Genomic DNA, 15,956 nt, shown 5'->3' with positions numbered 1-15,956 from the left:
CTGTTGAACATAGCTATATGATATATGAAACAGACCATCATTTTAATCACATTTACCATTATGAGTTTACTTGCTTCGGCACAATCAAAGGACGAAACTAAAATTGCAGAATTAACTGAAAAACTACGCGTAGCGATGATCAGCGGAAATAAGGCCGATCTGGAAAGTCTGGTTACCGATAACCTGACCTATGGACATTCTAACGGACATATTGAAGATAAAGCTGCTTTTGTAACTGCGCTTTCTACCAAAAAATCTGATTTTAAGACCATAGAGCTGTCGGAACAATCCATTACCGTTGCCGGAAATACAGCTATCGTACGCCACCTGCTGAGGGGCAATACCAACGATGGCGGTATTCCTGCAAAAGTTAACCTTGGCGTGGTACTGGTTTGGGAGAAACAAGGGGAAGCCTGGAAGCTGCTGGCCAGACGTTCCTTTAAGATCAGCTATTGATTTTTATTTGATCCGGCTGAAGAACCTGGGTACATCCCTTTCATCACTTGAATAAAATTCCAGCTTTTTATCTTTTCCATAAAGGTAAAGGGCTGGGTACTGTTTGGGGTGGAACAGTGGGATGAAAACGTGGTCTTTATCCTGCAATACACTTACATTTTTCATTGTTTTTAAAGGTTTGCCAAAATTGTCCATGAAATAATTGATGGAGCGGTATTCATCCTGCGAAATGAGGTAGAGGTTAACATTTTTAAGTTCTGTGCTTCTTTTTGAAATGTTGGATACTACTTTCTGGCAATGTTCGCAGGTGGCATCGAACAGCATCAGCAGGGATTTGCTGCCTTTTGTAATCTGGTCTGTATTGAATGTTTTGCCATCCGCTTTGTAAAAAACTGCTTTGGGCATATCGGTACCCACAATAGGGTTTTGCGCAAAAGTAATTGTGGAAAGTACGCTTAACAATAAGGCAAGAAATAGTTTTTTCATAGCTAAGTTTAAATGTGAAAGCTAATATCTGATTCTATTTGAAAATTATGGTCATTTAAATTCAAAAATCTGGTTATTTTAATTTGAAGTACAGCTTAAACGTGCTGCCCTTTTGCAAGGTTGAACTTACTTTGATAGTTATGTTGTGATAAGCAGCGATGCTTTTTACGATGGAAAGTCCGAGGCCATAACCTACGTTTTCTTTCAGGTTTGCTTTTCGGAAACGGTCGAAAATAAAGGGCAGTTCTTCGGCGGCAATACCAATTCCAGTATCCTGTATGGTAATTAAATAGCTGTTCTGGCTGATTTCCTGGTCTGTGATGGTGATGTTGCCGGCAGGTACGTTGTACTTGATGGCATTGTTGATGAGGTTATAGAACAACTGGAAGAGAAGATCGTGGTTGACACCCTTTAACAGGACCTGGTCGTTAAGCTGAACAGAAATATCCAGGTTTTTCTCTTCCAGACGGTGGCTGATCTCATCGAGTACTTCTCTGATCAGTGCTGCAGGCTTTAGGCTATCGGATTTGGCGAACTGTTCGTTTTCGATCCTGGAGATGAGGAGGAGCGACCTGGAGATCTTTTTTAACCGGTCGAGCGTTTTCATCATATCGGCAATTTTTACGACTGCTTCCTCGTTCAGCTGTTCATCACCAATCAGGTTTTCCATTTTATTTTGCAGGATGCTGATGGGGGTCATGAGCTCATGGGAGGCATTGGCGGTAAATTCCCGTTCTTTCTCGAAAGCTTCATTGATCTGTTCCATGAGCAGGATCAGGGATTCATCGAGGTATTTAAAATCGTACGTAGAGGTGCGTATGGGTGCAGGATGGTTTTTGAAAGGAAATTTCCTGTCGATGAGCTTTGATTTGATGATTTTTCCGAGTGGCCTGATGAGTGCACGGGTAAAAAGCAGGTCGAACAGCAGGCTCAGGGCGATGAGGCCCATGAGTACATACAGGGCCAGTCTTTGCAGGGGCTTGTTGTACTGGTTGATGCTGGAAGTCGTTTTTCCGATTTCGAGCAGGTAATTTTTTCCTTCATAATTAAAGGTATGCATCAGGATCCTGTAATTGAGCGTATCCCTTTCTACCAGACGTTTGGCCGTTTTTATGGTATCGATACGGGTATTTGCTGTTGAAGGCTCGAGGGCGATGTATTCTTCTTTGAGCATGGTATAGCTGCCATAGTTATTGTCGCCCTGCAGGTAATAGTTGATGCCGTTTTTATGGATGATACGGATGACTTTATCCTGCTGCAGGCGCAAAGAATAACTGATGTATTCGGATACGATGCCGTTAACGAGGAAAGGGAGGGAAATGACAAACAGCAGCACTACAGCTAGCTTTGAGCTGGTAATGAACAGGATTAATTTGGCAGATAGTTTCAATTATTTCTTTATTCTGTAACCTACACCACGTACTGTTTCCAGGAAATTTGTAGCTGCCCAGGCATTCAGCTTTTTTCTGATGTTCTTGATGTGCGCATCTATATAATTGGAATCGTAATCGTCATCAGCAAAGGTACCCCAGATGTGTTCACTCAGCTGCATGCGGGTAAGCACGCGGTTGCTGTGCAGGAAAAGGTAGCTGAGGATATCAAATTCCTTTCTGGAAAGCTCGATTTGCTGTCCGTTAAAAAAGATGAGCCTTTTTTGCAGGTCGAGCTTAAAATCGCCCAGGGGCAATAACTCTTCTTTAAGATTGAATTTACGGCGGGCAATGGCCTGCATCCTGGATTGCAGTTCGAGCAGGGAGAAAGGTTTGGGCAGGTAATCGTCGGCCCCCAGATCGAGCCCTGCAATCCTGTCTTCCAGGTTTCCCCGGGCCGTTAAAATGATATAAGCTGCATCAGGATTGTGTTTTTTTGCTTTTGGGAGCAGGGTTAGCCCATCCCCATCTGGCAGTCCGAGGTCGAGTAAAATAAAGTCGTAGCTGTTGGCACTGATTTTTTCGAGCCCATCGCTGATGTTATGTGCCAGATCGCAGATATAAAAGGCCTTTTTCAAAAAGTCTTCCATTTCATAAGCCAGTGTTTTTTCATCTTCTACAATCAGGACCTTCATAATATGGGCTTAGTTATTTCCTCTTTTATCTTTCGGCTTTTCTTTTTTATCTGGTTTTACTTCTTCCGGCTTTTCCTGTTTCCTGGATTGCGGAACTTCTTTCACCTCTGGTTTCTTATTTTCTTTACCGCGTTCCTGCCTTTTATCTTTTTTGTCCTGCCAGCTTGTTTTATAAGACGTATGGCGCGTATTGCTGGCTGAAGAGGCGAGGGGAAGCCAGGAGATGACCATGGCTGTAAGGCATATACGGAAGAAAATAGCTGTACTCATCCTGTAAATATATAGAAAGTTTGCCTCTCTGCAGAGGCAAACTAACATTTCTCAACTTAAACATTGTGTGTGTTATAATTATCCGCGCCCAGATAATTAATGGTACGAAGATGCAGACCGAACATGAAATTAAGATGAAAAATAAAAAAAATAATAATTCTGAAATTTCATGTTGATTTCATGTTCAGTATAGAGATTTGATTCAACAACACACAAATGGAACTTTAAATATTTGGTTTATGAAAAGGTTAGTATTATTAGGAATGTTTGGAATAATGGGATGGATGCCCTACCAGGCAAAGGCACAGTTAAGTATCAATGTAAATATTGGCTCACAACCTTTATGGGGACCAGTAGGCTATGATTATGTGGATTATTATTACCTGCCGGATGTAGAGTGTTATTATCATGTACCAAAACGCCAGTTCATTTATATGGAGGGCAACAGGTGGAGGTTTTCGGCTTCATTGCCTTCGAGGTACAGGAGTTACGACCTTTATAACGGTTATAAGGTAGTGGTAAATTCTTACCGGAACTTTGACCATGACAGGGTATATTATTCGAGATACAGGAATGTAAGGAGCCAGCCGGTCATCAGGTACAGCAACGATTCAAGATATTATGTCGTAAAAGGCCATCCGCATGGTATGCCTCCGGGACAGGCAAAGAAATTCTACTCCAGAGAGCGTGACAGAGGTTATGATAGAGGTTATGATAGAGATAGAGACAGAGGTTATGACAGGGACCGTGGGCATGGCAACTGGGGCGGCCGGGACAATGACAGAGGAAATGACCGGGGTCATGATCGTGGAAATGACAAAGGGCATGGCAGGGGAAGACACTAACCACCACACACACACACACAATTTAAACCGAAAGGGCGCTATACATGATGTATATGCGCCCTTTTTTATAGTGGAGATCTTATGATTACTGATTGGTGATGATCTGTGTGGTAAAGGCCTGTTCCGTATTGGCAGGGGCAACTAAACCAGCAGCAATAATGGTATAAGACCTGCCGGCCTTAAATTCGGTACTGGCCAGTTCGCGTTTTAGTGTTGTTCCTGTTGCTTTATCCTTAACCACTAAAACGTATGTTTTTGCTTCGAACTCTGTAAAGCTGCTGCTGGCTTTATATGCTTTATCGGCAATAAGCGTATTGCCATCTTTAACAGCCAGGTCCAATGCCGGGGCATCGGGCGAAAGGTTGATGAAGCGGATAAAGGTTTTGTCGGAGCTGACACTGCCCAGCTGGTCTTTGAGCACCAGGTAGTCCAGCTGACCGGCTTTACCGATCAGGAAAAGGGAGTTTGCCGTATTTGCTTCTACATTTACAGCTTTGGTGATGACACTTTCCGTATTGCTGGTAGTGGTAAACTTAACGCTGTTGCTGCCAACAGCGCACTGCGCATAGGCAACATTGCTGCCAAAGCCGAGGGCCCCACTCCGGTTGGCCTGGTTAGCGCCAATATATACATTATAAGAGGCCAGGGTAGGCGAGGCATTGGTAATGGCTAAAAACGAAACGTCCTGTACCGGGTCAGGATCTTTTGAGCAGGAATTTAACAATAGGGTGCTGGCGGCTGCAATCGAAAATGCAGTAAGTTTTGCAAATTTTAAGGAAAGCGGTTTAGTAAAAAGGTTCATTATCATATTTTAAGATTTGTGAAATATTGTTGTTAAAACGCAGAGTGTCATACAAACGCTACAGTAAAAATAGATAAAATTGGCTAAATTGGCACTTTAATAAACATAAATCATCATGAAGATAATAATAGGTTCAGATCATGCAGGTTTTACCTATAAAAATATACTGCTGACTACTTTAACAGCCGCAGGGTATGAGGTGCTGGATCTGGGGACATATACATCGGCTGCTACGGATTATCCGGACCATGCGGCAGCTGTAGCCAGGGCCATTCTTGAAAAAAAAGGGGAAAGGGGCATCCTGGTTTGCGGAAGTGCGGTAGGGGTGAGTATTGCGGCCAATAAGTTTAAAGGGATAAGGGCCGGTGTATGCCATGATACGTATTCTGCACACCAGTCGGTAGAACACGATGATGTCAATATCCTGTGTATGGGCGAACGGGTGATCGGGATAGAGCTGGCAAAGGACATCAGCTTTGCTTTTTTAAAGGCAAGTTTTACCCATGAGGAGCGCCATATAAAAAGACTGGCCAAAATAACTGCTATTGAGAACGAGGAATTGTAAACCTTTATGAAATTATATATTTATACCCTTTTAGCACTCTTTGTTTTTACGTTGTACCAATGCCAGAGTTATAAAAAAACGACTGGAACAGCCAGGCCCGGCCTGATGCCCGATACCACCGGATCGCCGGTGATACCGGCCGATGCGGCCATTAAGCTGATGAAGCTGGAAAATGGTTTTGAAGTGAAGCTGGTGGCTGCCGAGCCGCTGGTTACTGCACCTGTGGCCCTTAGCTTTGATGCCAGGGGCCGGATCTGGGTAGTAGAAATGGTAGGCTATATGCCAGATGTATATGGCAAAGGGGAGGACAGGCCAAATGGTAAGATCGTGATCCTTGAGGACAAGAATGGCGATGGTGTGGCAGATGAGCGGAAGGTTTTTTTAGATTCGCTGGTATTGCCAAGGGCCATCTGTTTGATTGATGGGGGCATACTGGTGGCAGAATCGCCGAACCTCTGGTACTATGAAATTAAAAATGATCAACCCGGAAAGCGGATACTGGTTGATGATAAATATGCAGCGGAGGGGAACGTAGAACACCAGCCCAATGGCTTGCTGAGGGCGATGGACAACTGGATCTATAATGCCAAGTCGACCAAACGCTACCGCAAATATGGAGATCGCTGGGTGACAGAAGAAACCCATTTCAGGGGACAATGGGGGATCAGTCAGGATAACTATGGCCGGCTCTATTACAACGACAATTCTACCAACCTGATGAGTGATTATTTTAGCCCGGGTTATGGTGCCAGGAACCCCGACCAGCATGGTGTGGAGGGCTATTCGGAAAGAACGGTACGGGACAACCGGGTTTATCCGGCAAGGCCTACGCCAGGTGTAAACAGGGGATATATGCCCGGAACGCTCGATGACAGTCTGCGTTTAAGGAATTTTACGGCGGCCTGCGGACCGCTTATTTACCGTGGGCACCTGTTTGGTGATGCCTACGATTTTAATGCCTTTGTGGCAGAACCATCGGCCAATTTAATTAAGCGGAACGTGCTGACTGAGAAGGGTTTTGTGGTGAGCGGAACACAGGCCTATCAGGGCAAAGAATTTCTGGCGAGTATAGACGAACGTTTCAGACCTGTAAGTTTATACAACGGACTGGATGGGGCCTTATATGTGGTTGACATGTACAGGGGGATTATACAGCATAAAACCTATGTAACACCTTATTTAAGAAACATTATAGAAGAAAGGAAGCTGGCGCAACCCCTTGGATGTGGCAGGATCTATAAAATAGTTCCTAAAAACAGTAAAACAGCTGCTGTAAAGTTTACTGAGGAGCCCGGGGCACTGGTTGCGATGCTGGGGCATCAAAACGGACTGGTGCGGGACATGGCGCAGCAGATCCTGATTGACGGCAGATACAGATCGGCTATTCCTTATTTAAGAGCTGCGCTTGGTCATAAGGATCGGCCCTTGCAGCTCATCCATGCGATGTGGGTACTGGAAGGTTTGTCGGCCTTGCAGACGAATGAAGTGCTGGAGTTATTGAGGTCGCCGCAATGGCCGGTAAAAATGCAGGCTTTAAGCGTTCTGCCTGCTGTAATCAATGGCAGTTCCTACCGCTATTTCAGAGATGAACTGCTGAAGATGGTTGCTGCTGATGATCAGATGGCCGCACCTTACCTGGGTTTTGCAGCCAGTTACATCCGGCCTTATGATGCCCCTGCAGCAGATGCACTGTTGCTGGCGCTGGTGAAGAAATATCCCGATAACCCTTACGTTTCTGCTGCGGTGATCAGTAACCTGAGCTATAGAGAGGAGCAGTTTGCCGGAGAGATTGCAGGGCTGGTACCCGATGCCAACCTGGCCATTAACAAGCAGTTGAAAAAAGTGATTACGGGTGTCAACAATTCGCAGAAGAACAGGGACCCTTCTTTATTGATCAGGGATTTCCCTAAAGGGGCAGCTTTGTTTGCTTCCAGCTGTCAGACCTGTCATGCACCGGACGGCAATGGGATCAAGTCGCTGGCCCCTCCGTTAAATAAGTCGGAATGGGTTACCGGAAACAAAGAGAAACTCATTTCTATTGTTTTATATGGTTTAACCGGACCGGTTAAGATCAACGGCTATGTATATGAAGCGCCCGAGATTTCGGCCGATATGCCAGGGATTGCACATAGCGATGAAATATCTGACAACGATGTGGCGCAGGTATTGAGTTTTATCCGTGGTTCATGGGAAAATAATGCAGGAAAGGTATCCATTGATGAAGTAGCCAAAGTAAGAAAACAGTATAAGGATAGGGAAAAAGCTTTTACCATAGCCGAGCTTGAAGGTAAATAGCCTGATTGTGAATAACCTGTTGAAAAGCTGTTAAAAACTTGTTAATAAATATACTTAAATATATTTGCTTAAAGTAATTATTCGCCGTACATTAGATGTATCAATAACGGAGTACTTTGACAGTCTGAGAAACATTCCAAAAAGAATCAGGAGCCTCCGGGCAAAAGTTTCTGGGATTTTCGAAGGATCAGTAAGGATCGAATTCAAAGGAGACAGCGAAGCAGACCTACACATCAGGAGCCGAGAGGCGAATGAATAGCACTGACACCAGGACAGACACTACACCACTGCGCATTTCTAAGGGAATGACAGACCGGAGTAAGGATAACGGATTTCAAAGTTCGCAAGGACTGAAGAACATTACGTATTGTTAAGTAAAAGACGAATTGATGCTTTTTTTGTGGCCACGGCCATAGGAAAGGTGAAAACGGAGAACCAGAATCGAAAGAAGAAGGGCTCCGTTTTCTTTTTATGCGTTTTTCTGTTCCCATTACTGTTATTTTCATTTCCCGATATTGGAAACCTTTCTGAGGGTTAAATTAATGTAGTGTTTTAATTATGTTACAGATAATGATAAAAAATTATTTCATTATGATAATGTATGTGTTTACATTAGCGTTAATTCCCCCCAATTAATAACAATGTTAAGGCACCTGTAGGGGTGCTTTAATTGTTTTTAGCCCCCGGGATACAAATCTTTTCTTTATTTTTATACATCATGAGTACAGAAAAAAAGATCTTCGTTTTAGATACCTCGGTGATCCTCTACGATCACAATGCTTTTAACAATTTCAAGGAGCATGATGTGGCCATTCCGATACAGGTACTGGAAGAACTGGACAACATGAAAAACGGCAATGAAACCCGCAATGCGGAAGCCAGGAGTTTCATCAGGCTGATGGACCATGCTTCGGGCGAGCGGATCATGAACCAGTGGATCCCTTTAAATGGAAGTAAACATGGCCGGTTTAAAGTGGTAATGGATAATGTACCCGGGCAAATTGATGCAGAAGCTGTTTTTGGGAAGGGAAAATTTGACCACCGGATACTGAATGCGGCATTGGGACTGAAGCAGGAATTTCCTGAAAAGAAGGTGGTACTGGTGTCTAAAGACATATGCCTGCGTTTAAAGGCTAAATCCCTGGAACTCTACGCGGAGGATTACGAAACCGGTAAAATTAAAAATGTAGATGAACTGTACACCGGAAAAGCAGTGCTGACGAATGTTCCGGATGAATTGTTTAAGCTGTTGAAAGCCGGAGAAAGTGTGGATGCAGGGGGCCTGGACATGCAGGACAGGGAAGCCAATCATTTCTGTATTTTAAAAGGGAAGCGAAAAACAACAGCCAGCTGGTACAATGCGGCTCTGGGACGTCTTTTCCCTGTCGCCCCGCGTACTATATTTAACATTTCCCCACGCAACGATGAGCAGTCCTTTGCCATAAATGCATTGCTAAACCCGGATATTAAACTGGTTACCATACAGGGAAAGGCGGGCACGGGAAAAACCCTGCTGGCCATTGCAGGCGCACTGGAGCAACGTAAAGACTACCGGCAGATCTATGTAACCCGGCCTATTGTTGCCCTGAGCAATAAAGATATCGGTTTTTTACCCGGTGATGTAAAATCAAAAATTGACCCTTATATGGCCCCGATATGGGACAACCTGAGGTTCATAAAAGAGCAGTTTAACGATGATCCTAAAATGCAGGCCAGGATTGATGAATTTGTGAGTACCGAAAAGATTGTGATCACCCCGCTGGCCTATATCAGGGGAAGGACCCTGAGCAAGATCTTTTTTATAGTGGATGAAGCGCAGAACTTAACGCCCCACGAGATTAAGACCATCATATCCAGGGCAGGAGAGGATACAAAGATCATTTTTACCGGAGACATTTACCAGATAGATACCCCTTACCTGGATGCGGAGAGCAATGGTTTGTCTTACCTGATTGAACATGCAAAAGACCATCCGTTGTATGCCCACATTACGCTGGACAAGGGGGAGCGGAGTGAGCTGGCCAATCTGGCCAACGACCTTTTATAATGCTGTGCAATTAAAAAAGAAATTGTTACTTTCGATATCAAATAAAATATAAATCTATGCTTAGAAAAACACTGATAGCAGGTATGGCATTTTTTATGGTGTCCTGCGGTAATTCAAACAAAGAAGAAAAAAGCACAGGTATTGGAAGTGCGGTGGAAGGCGTGAGTAACCTGAAAAAGATGTCGGGCGCTGCAGAAAAGATGGAAGAGCAGAGCAATGCTTTAAAGAAAATGACCCCTTTGACCAACGATGAGTTAAAAGCGGTTGTTCCTGAAACACTGGGTGGTTTAAAAAGAAAAAGCTTTAGTGCAGGGGCCCTGGGCACTACCGGGCTGAGTTCAATAGATGCAACTTACGGTGACGATACCAAATATATAAAAGTTGGGGTGATGGACGGTGCAGGTGAAACCGGAAGTGCGCTTGTTTCTTTGATGGCTATGACTTTGAGTATGGATACTGAATCCGAATCCAATGGTACAAAAACCAAGACCAAAGAAGTGAACGGGATCCGTTCGGTGACCGAGGACACAAAGACAGACCAATCGGTACGTTCGTCAATTAAATATTTGTATAAAGACAGGTATTCTATCAGCCTTGATGGCGAAGGCTATACTTTAGAAGAGCTGGAAGGTTTTATGAAAAACCTGAATACCAGTGCTTTAAAATAAAATATGAAGTGGTTTATTTTAGCTATCCCTGTTCTGATGATACTTGCCTGTCAGCCTGAAAACCATAAAACAGCTTTATCAGAAGGGGGAGCTGACCCGCATTCTTATGCCAATGCCGCGGCTGCTTTTGTGAAGCACCTTGACCTGGATATAGCGGTTGATTTTGAGCAGCAGCAAATTAAAGGAAAGGCCAGCTGGACAATTGATAACAGTGCGGGGGCGACTGAGCTTGTTTTTGACGACAGTAAACTCAATATTGAAAAGGTTAGCCTGGGTGCTGATGAAAGCAGCACTACTTTTAGTTTCGGACAAGAGAAGGAGTTTATAGGCAAGGCACTGAAAGTGGCCATTTCAGCTGATACCAGGCAAGTGAATATTTACTATACTACGGATAAGCAGGCAAGTGCCCTGCAATGGTTAACACCCCGGCAAACTGCAGGTAAAAAGCATCCCTATTTATTTACCCAGTCGGAAAGCATTGCTGCACGCAGCTGGATTCCTTGTCAGGACAGTCCCGGTATCCGTTTTACCTATAATGCAAGGGTTAGGGTGCCAAAAGAACTTTTGGCATTGATGAGTGCTGAAAACCCTACCGTAAAAAACGACAGTGGTGTGTACCATTTTAAACAGGTGCATGCTATTCCATCTTATTTGCTGGCATTGGCGGTGGGTGACATTACTTTTAAAGCTGTAGATTCCCGTACGGGTGTGTATGCTGAGCCTTCAGTTTTACAGAAAGCCGTTTGGGAATTTGCTGATATGGGTAAAATGGTTACGGCTGCAGAAAAATTATACGGTCCGTACCGATGGGGAAGATATGATTTGCTGGTGCTGCCACCCAGTTTCCCTTTTGGGGGAATGGAGAATCCGAACCTGACTTTTATTACACCAACTATTATTGCCGGCGACCGCTCACTGGTGAGTATCATCTGTCATGAGCTTGCACATAGCTGGAGTGGAAACCTGGTTACCAATGCAACCTGGAATGATTTCTGGTTAAATGAAGGCTTTACCAATTATTTTGAGCGCAGGATTGATGAAGAACTGTATGGTAAGCATGAAGCGGACATGCAGGCCGTTTTTGCCAGACATGCTTTAGATGATGCGATTTCGGATATGGGGGCAGGCAGTAAGGACACCCATTTAAAAACAGATTATAGCGGCCGGAACCCGGATGAGGGCACCAATGACATTGCTTATGAAAAAGGGTATTTCTTTTTACGGGGCATTGAGGCCGCTGTGGGCCGGGAAAAATTTGATGCTTTTTTAAGGAGTTATTTTGATGCCCATGCCTTTCAATCGCTGACTACCGAGCAGTTTTTAGACTATTTGAATAAGAACTTGATTAAGGGCGACGGGGAATTGGAGCAGAAGATCAATGTTAAAGCCTGGGTGTATGGTCCTGGAATTCCTGCTAATATTGTTGCGGTTGGCTCAGAAAGATTTAAGGTAATTGATGGTTTACTGGGCAGATGGCGAAAAACCGGACAGCTGACCGGTTTGCGTAAGGAAATTGTGTCGAGCAATGAGAAACGTTATTTTATCAGTCAGCTTCCCGCAGATTTGACCGCTACGGAAATGTCGGAACTGGATAAAGAGTTTCATTTTACGGCTTCCAACAATACGGATGTACAACTGGGCTGGTATACTTTGGCCATTCGTCACCATTATACTGCAGCCGATCAGCGGATCAGGTCGTACTTAATAGAAAACGGACGGATGTGGCACATCATTCCACTTTATAAAGCGTTGTTGAAAACTCCTGAGGGCACAAAAACTGCTAAAGAGATTTATAAAATTGCCAGAGGAAATTATCATCCTATGACTTATCAGGCTATTGACAAGCTGCTGAAATAAAATAGATCAGCACACATGGAAAGCGGGACCTTTATGATTTAAAGGTTCCGCTTTCCTTTTGTAAGGGTAGCCCCGGCGCTGGCGATGATCACCAGGGCCACGGCCAGCCATTCATGAAAAGAAAGTATTTCATTCAGGAAGAGGAGTCCGCATATTGCTGCTACAGCAGGTTCCAGGCTCATTAAAATACTGAAAGTACGGGCAGGTATTTTTCGTAGGGCGTTGATCTCTAAGGTAAAAGGGATGGCGCTTGAGAGCAGTGCAAGCGCAATGCCCGAGAACAGCATAGTTGGACTAAAGTGGTTCAATATACCACCGGCAATACCAAAAGGCAATACAACAACTGAGGCGAAGACCATACCAATGGCTACAGCCTGGCCGCCGTCCATCAGTTTGGAGATGCGGCCGCCCAGTACAATATAGCCTGCCCAGAACGCACCGGCCAGCAGGGCCAGGAACATGCCCAGCAGGTCGGCACCTTTTTCGTTCCATGGTGCAATACAGGCAATACCGATGGCTGCAAGGAGCACCCATAGAAAATCAATTGCCCGCTTGGAGCCTAGTACAGCCAGGAGCAAAGGTCCGATAAATTCGAGCGTTACACCCAGACCCAGCGGGATCCTTTTTATGGCGAGGTAAAAAATAAGGTTCATAGCACCCAGTGAAAGGCCATAAGCGCTCACTGTTTTCCATTGTTGCAGGCTAAGCTGTTTTAAATTTGGCCGGTAGACTGCAAGCAGGATGATGGCCGAGAACCCTATCCTTACAGAAGCAGTGCCCGCAGCGCCAAGCAGTGGGAATAAGCCTTTGGCGATTGCCGCACCACCCTGTACACTGATGATGGCCAGGAGTACAGCGGGCAATGGAGGAATTTTTATTGTTTTCATAGGAGAATTGTAGCAGCGTTAACAATTGTAGACAAAATTATGGTTTTATGATCAGTTATCTGACATCTGTATGTCAGGCTGAAGATGAAAACAGGGGAATTTTGGGGTTTTGTTTTTTTGGCATGTTATTTGTTCTTATCGTATCGGTTTAGTTTGGTTTAGGTTGATCTGTGGTGGATCGACCTTATAAACGGGAATAGTCTCTCCGACTTTATTCCCGTTTCTCTTTTAAGGCCAATTTCTTTTGAGTACTCTTTTTTTACAACTCAGGCTGAAATATTGACGGCTCGTCTTTTATTTGTTTTTCCCCGGTAAATATATGTACAGTTTTGCAGGGTACAAATAAGCACATTATGTTAAAGAGTTGTCTTTTTGAAAACGGATCAGGGATCAGGCTCTCTGGTGAGCTGTCTGATCTTATCGCATTGCATGGCACAGTGAGAAAAATTATCAGTGTGGTAGTTGATTATGAGCTGCAAGCTACAGATGCTTCAAACCTGCTGGTTGATTTTCTGGAAAAAATAGAACAGGCCTATCTGGGTAAGGAACTGGTAGAGCAGTATGTGGTACAGCGTAAAGCCTGTACACATTACGGTTTTGGCTGCAGCTGGATGGAACTGCTGATGATCAACAGCCTGATGAGGTCGCTTGCCGAGTATGCGGTACTGGATGAGCTGGACGATATCAATATACAATTGCTGGAATACCTGTGCAGAAAAACCCTTTCGGGAATAGATAAGGCGGATGTAACAGGCATCCATCATTATATAGGAAAACGATTTGTATGTTTGAACATCAGGCATTTTATAGCAAATTTTAGCTATAAGGATTCAGATTTTAAGGTGGGTGCTGACCGCGATTCCTTAAAGAAGGTACAACAATATCTGAGTGTTTATTTTGAAGAAAGCAGACCACTGAGATGAGCAGGTATACATTGATTACAGGCGCGAGTGCCGGGCTGGGCAGGGAATTCTCTATACAGTGCGCCGGGCTGGGCATGAACATCATTATGATTGCGCTTCCGGCCAGCAATACAGTATCACTGGCCGAAAACCTGATGCTGGAGTTTGGGATTAAGATCGAAGTATTTGAGTTTGACATGACCGACAGCATTTTGCTGGTTGAAAAGCTGAATTATATTGCTGAAAACTTTGAGATCAATTTTCTGATCAACAATGCGGGGATTGGTGGAACCGTTGCCATTACTGAAAGCCCGCTTACAGCCATTGACAGGATTTTACAGGTCAACATCAGGAGTATGGTGCTGATTACGCAAATCCTTTTGCCCGGCTTGCTGAAACAGGACAGGGGCTATATCATGAACATTTCGAGCATGGCTGCATTTACCCCGATAGCTTATAAAACGGTATATCCGGCATCGAAGGCTTTTATCTCATCTTTTGCGCTGGGCTTAAGGGAGGAGTTGAGTGATACCTGTGTATCTGTAAGTGTGGTTTATCCTGGACCCATCATGACCAATTCGGGCGTATCAGCGAGGATCATGGAACAGGGAATAAAAGGCCGGATGGGCCTGCTCAGCACCTCAGCGATTGCGGAAATAGCACTGAAGAAAACCCTGGTGGGCAAGGCCCTTATTATCCCTGGTTTCTGGAACAGGATCAACCACCGCATTATGGGTTTGCTACCCGTAGAGACCAAGCTGAAAATTGTATCTAAAGCAGTTAAAAAGGAGATGGCCATTAAATGAGTTTACAAAGGACAAATAAGGTACTGATTACCGGGGGGAATGGGTTTTTGGGTTCTAATGCGGCAAGGGAGCTGTTCCGGCAGGGCTACGAAGTGAAACTGATGATGCGGCCCTCGGCCGATATGGCCATTGTGGCAGATATTCCCTGTGAGGTATATTACGGAGATATCAGTAATGAAGATGAGGTTTTTCATGCAGTTAAGGGATGCGACTATGTGGTCCATACTGCCTCGGTAACCGCGCAATGGGGGGTAAATTTTAAAACTTATGAACAGGTGAATGTAAAGGGGACTGTTCATGTGGTAAATGCCTGTTTAGAGTACAGGGTCAAAAAGCTGATCTACATCAGCACAGCCAATACCATTGGCCATGGCGATAAAGACAGGCCTGCAAATGAGCTGAGTTCTTTCCGGCTCTCGCATTTGAGCTCGGGTTATATCAGCAGCAAATACATTGCGCAGCAGTATGTTCTGGAACAGGTTGCGGGCAAAGCTTTGCCAGCTGTAATTCTGAATCCCACCTTTATGATCGGACAATGCGATGCAAAACCAAGTTCGGGACAACTCATCCTGCACGGTATGAACAAGCGTTTTGTTTTTTATCCGCCGGGCGGAAAGAATTTTGTGCACATCAATGACGTTTGCACGGGTATTGTAAATGCGCTTAAGCTGGGGAAAAATGGCGATTGTTATTTGCTGGCAGGCGAAAATTTAAGCTACAGGACATTTTTTAAATTGCTGAACAAAGTTTCTGGTCAGCAGCCCACCTTAATCTGCATTCCCGGCTTTGTTTTAAAAATGACGGGAATAATGGGTACATTGCTTGGTGTATTGAGCAAGACATCAGTTAAACTGAATTATTCATCGGCCTATATGCTTTGCCTGTACAATTACTATTCCGGCAAAAAGTCTGAACGGGAACTGGGACTGCGCTATACACCTATAGAAAAGGCGATAGGCAATGCGCTGAACTGGTTCAGGGACAATAATTATTGTTAGATTTTGT

Annotated in this window: 16 protein-coding genes; 10 read left to right on the top strand and 6 right to left on the bottom strand. The window is 44.4% G+C overall.

Annotation, left to right across the window (positions count from 1 at the left end; all coding sequences use genetic code 11):
• Window positions 1–24 precede the first annotated feature (24 nt).
• Window positions 25–456 carry a nuclear transport factor 2 family protein gene (locus tag PHEP_RS12175; protein ID WP_015808273.1) on the top strand — a complete coding sequence of 144 codons (432 nt, stop codon included), beginning with the start codon at window positions 25–27 and terminating at the stop codon, window positions 454–456.
• Between the two features lie 3 nt (window positions 457–459).
• Here the strand turns inward: PHEP_RS12175 and PHEP_RS12170 are convergent, their stop codons facing one another.
• The 4 genes from PHEP_RS12170 to PHEP_RS12155 all read right to left on the bottom strand — a co-directional run bounded on the left by PHEP_RS12170 (window position 460) and on the right by PHEP_RS12155 (window position 3,277).
• Window positions 460–942: a peroxiredoxin family protein gene (locus PHEP_RS12170; RefSeq protein ID WP_015808272.1), complete on the bottom strand. Its 483-nt coding sequence runs from the start codon at window positions 940–942 to the stop codon at window positions 460–462.
• 73 nt (window positions 943–1,015) lie between these two features.
• Window positions 1,016–2,332 carry a sensor histidine kinase gene (locus tag PHEP_RS12165; RefSeq protein ID WP_015808271.1) on the bottom strand — a complete coding sequence of 439 codons (1,317 nt, stop codon included), beginning with the start codon at window positions 2,330–2,332 and terminating at the stop codon, window positions 1,016–1,018.
• Window positions 2,333–3,007, bottom strand: coding sequence for a response regulator transcription factor (locus PHEP_RS12160; RefSeq protein WP_015808270.1), 675 nt, complete (start codon window positions 3,005–3,007; stop codon window positions 2,333–2,335).
• 9 nt (window positions 3,008–3,016) lie between these two features.
• The gene (locus tag PHEP_RS12155; protein WP_036674051.1) at window positions 3,017–3,277 is read right to left on the bottom strand and encodes a hypothetical protein; all 261 of its coding nucleotides are present in this window, start codon (window positions 3,275–3,277) and stop codon (window positions 3,017–3,019) included.
• Window positions 3,278–3,516: 239 nt separating this feature from the next.
• Between PHEP_RS12155 and PHEP_RS12150 the strand changes: the two genes are divergently transcribed.
• Window positions 3,517–4,122 carry a hypothetical protein gene (locus tag PHEP_RS12150; protein WP_015808268.1) on the top strand — a complete coding sequence of 202 codons (606 nt, stop codon included), beginning with the start codon at window positions 3,517–3,519 and terminating at the stop codon, window positions 4,120–4,122.
• 85 nt (window positions 4,123–4,207) lie between these two features.
• On the opposite strand, the gene PHEP_RS12145 is transcribed toward PHEP_RS12150, so the two are convergent.
• A complete protein-coding gene (locus PHEP_RS12145) occupies window positions 4,208–4,924 on the bottom strand; it encodes a DUF4397 domain-containing protein (protein ID WP_015808267.1) in 717 nt (238 codons plus the stop codon).
• Between the two features lie 115 nt (window positions 4,925–5,039).
• On the opposite strand from PHEP_RS12145, the gene rpiB reads away from it, so the two are divergent.
• From rpiB to PHEP_RS12120, 5 genes are all read left to right on the top strand, one after another.
• Window positions 5,040–5,489 carry a ribose 5-phosphate isomerase B gene (gene rpiB, locus PHEP_RS12140; RefSeq protein ID WP_015808266.1) on the top strand — a complete coding sequence of 150 codons (450 nt, stop codon included), beginning with the start codon at window positions 5,040–5,042 and terminating at the stop codon, window positions 5,487–5,489.
• Between the two features lie 6 nt (window positions 5,490–5,495).
• Window positions 5,496–7,784: a DUF7133 domain-containing protein gene (locus PHEP_RS12135; protein WP_015808265.1), complete on the top strand. Its 2,289-nt coding sequence runs from the start codon at window positions 5,496–5,498 to the stop codon at window positions 7,782–7,784.
• Between the two features lie 718 nt (window positions 7,785–8,502).
• Window positions 8,503–9,831 carry a PhoH family protein gene (locus tag PHEP_RS12130; protein ID WP_015808263.1) on the top strand — a complete coding sequence of 443 codons (1,329 nt, stop codon included), beginning with the start codon at window positions 8,503–8,505 and terminating at the stop codon, window positions 9,829–9,831.
• A gap of 56 nt (window positions 9,832–9,887) precedes the next feature.
• Window positions 9,888–10,499, top strand: a complete 612-nt coding sequence (locus tag PHEP_RS12125) for a hypothetical protein (RefSeq protein ID WP_015808262.1) — start codon at window positions 9,888–9,890, stop codon at window positions 10,497–10,499.
• A 3-nt stretch (window positions 10,500–10,502) separates the two neighbouring features.
• Window positions 10,503–12,356: a M1 family metallopeptidase gene (locus PHEP_RS12120; protein ID WP_015808261.1), complete on the top strand. Its 1,854-nt coding sequence runs from the start codon at window positions 10,503–10,505 to the stop codon at window positions 12,354–12,356.
• A gap of 38 nt (window positions 12,357–12,394) precedes the next feature.
• On the opposite strand, the gene PHEP_RS12115 is transcribed toward PHEP_RS12120, so the two are convergent.
• Window positions 12,395–13,243 carry an EamA family transporter gene (locus PHEP_RS12115; protein ID WP_015808260.1) on the bottom strand — a complete coding sequence of 283 codons (849 nt, stop codon included), beginning with the start codon at window positions 13,241–13,243 and terminating at the stop codon, window positions 12,395–12,397.
• 353 nt (window positions 13,244–13,596) lie between these two features.
• Here PHEP_RS12115 and PHEP_RS12110 point away from each other — a divergent pair, with 353 nt between their 5' ends.
• From PHEP_RS12110 to PHEP_RS12100, 3 genes are read left to right on the top strand one after another with little or no spacing between them, the layout of a single operon-like run.
• Window positions 13,597–14,166: a DUF6904 family protein gene (locus tag PHEP_RS12110; RefSeq protein ID WP_015808259.1), complete on the top strand. Its 570-nt coding sequence runs from the start codon at window positions 13,597–13,599 to the stop codon at window positions 14,164–14,166.
• The gene (locus PHEP_RS12105; protein WP_015808258.1) at window positions 14,163–14,951 is read left to right on the top strand and encodes an SDR family NAD(P)-dependent oxidoreductase; all 789 of its coding nucleotides are present in this window, start codon (window positions 14,163–14,165) and stop codon (window positions 14,949–14,951) included. The genes PHEP_RS12110 and PHEP_RS12105 overlap by 4 nt, the downstream gene beginning before the upstream one ends.
• Window positions 14,948–15,949: an NAD-dependent epimerase/dehydratase family protein gene (locus tag PHEP_RS12100; protein ID WP_015808257.1), complete on the top strand. Its 1,002-nt coding sequence runs from the start codon at window positions 14,948–14,950 to the stop codon at window positions 15,947–15,949. Before PHEP_RS12105 ends, PHEP_RS12100 begins: the two co-directional genes overlap by 4 nt.
• Window positions 15,950–15,956 lie beyond the last annotated feature (7 nt).

Source organism: Pedobacter heparinus DSM 2366, from assembly GCF_000023825.1.
Lineage (GTDB): Bacteria > Bacteroidota > Bacteroidia > Sphingobacteriales > Sphingobacteriaceae > Pedobacter > Pedobacter heparinus.
This window is presented reverse-complemented; position numbering and strand designations above follow the sequence as displayed.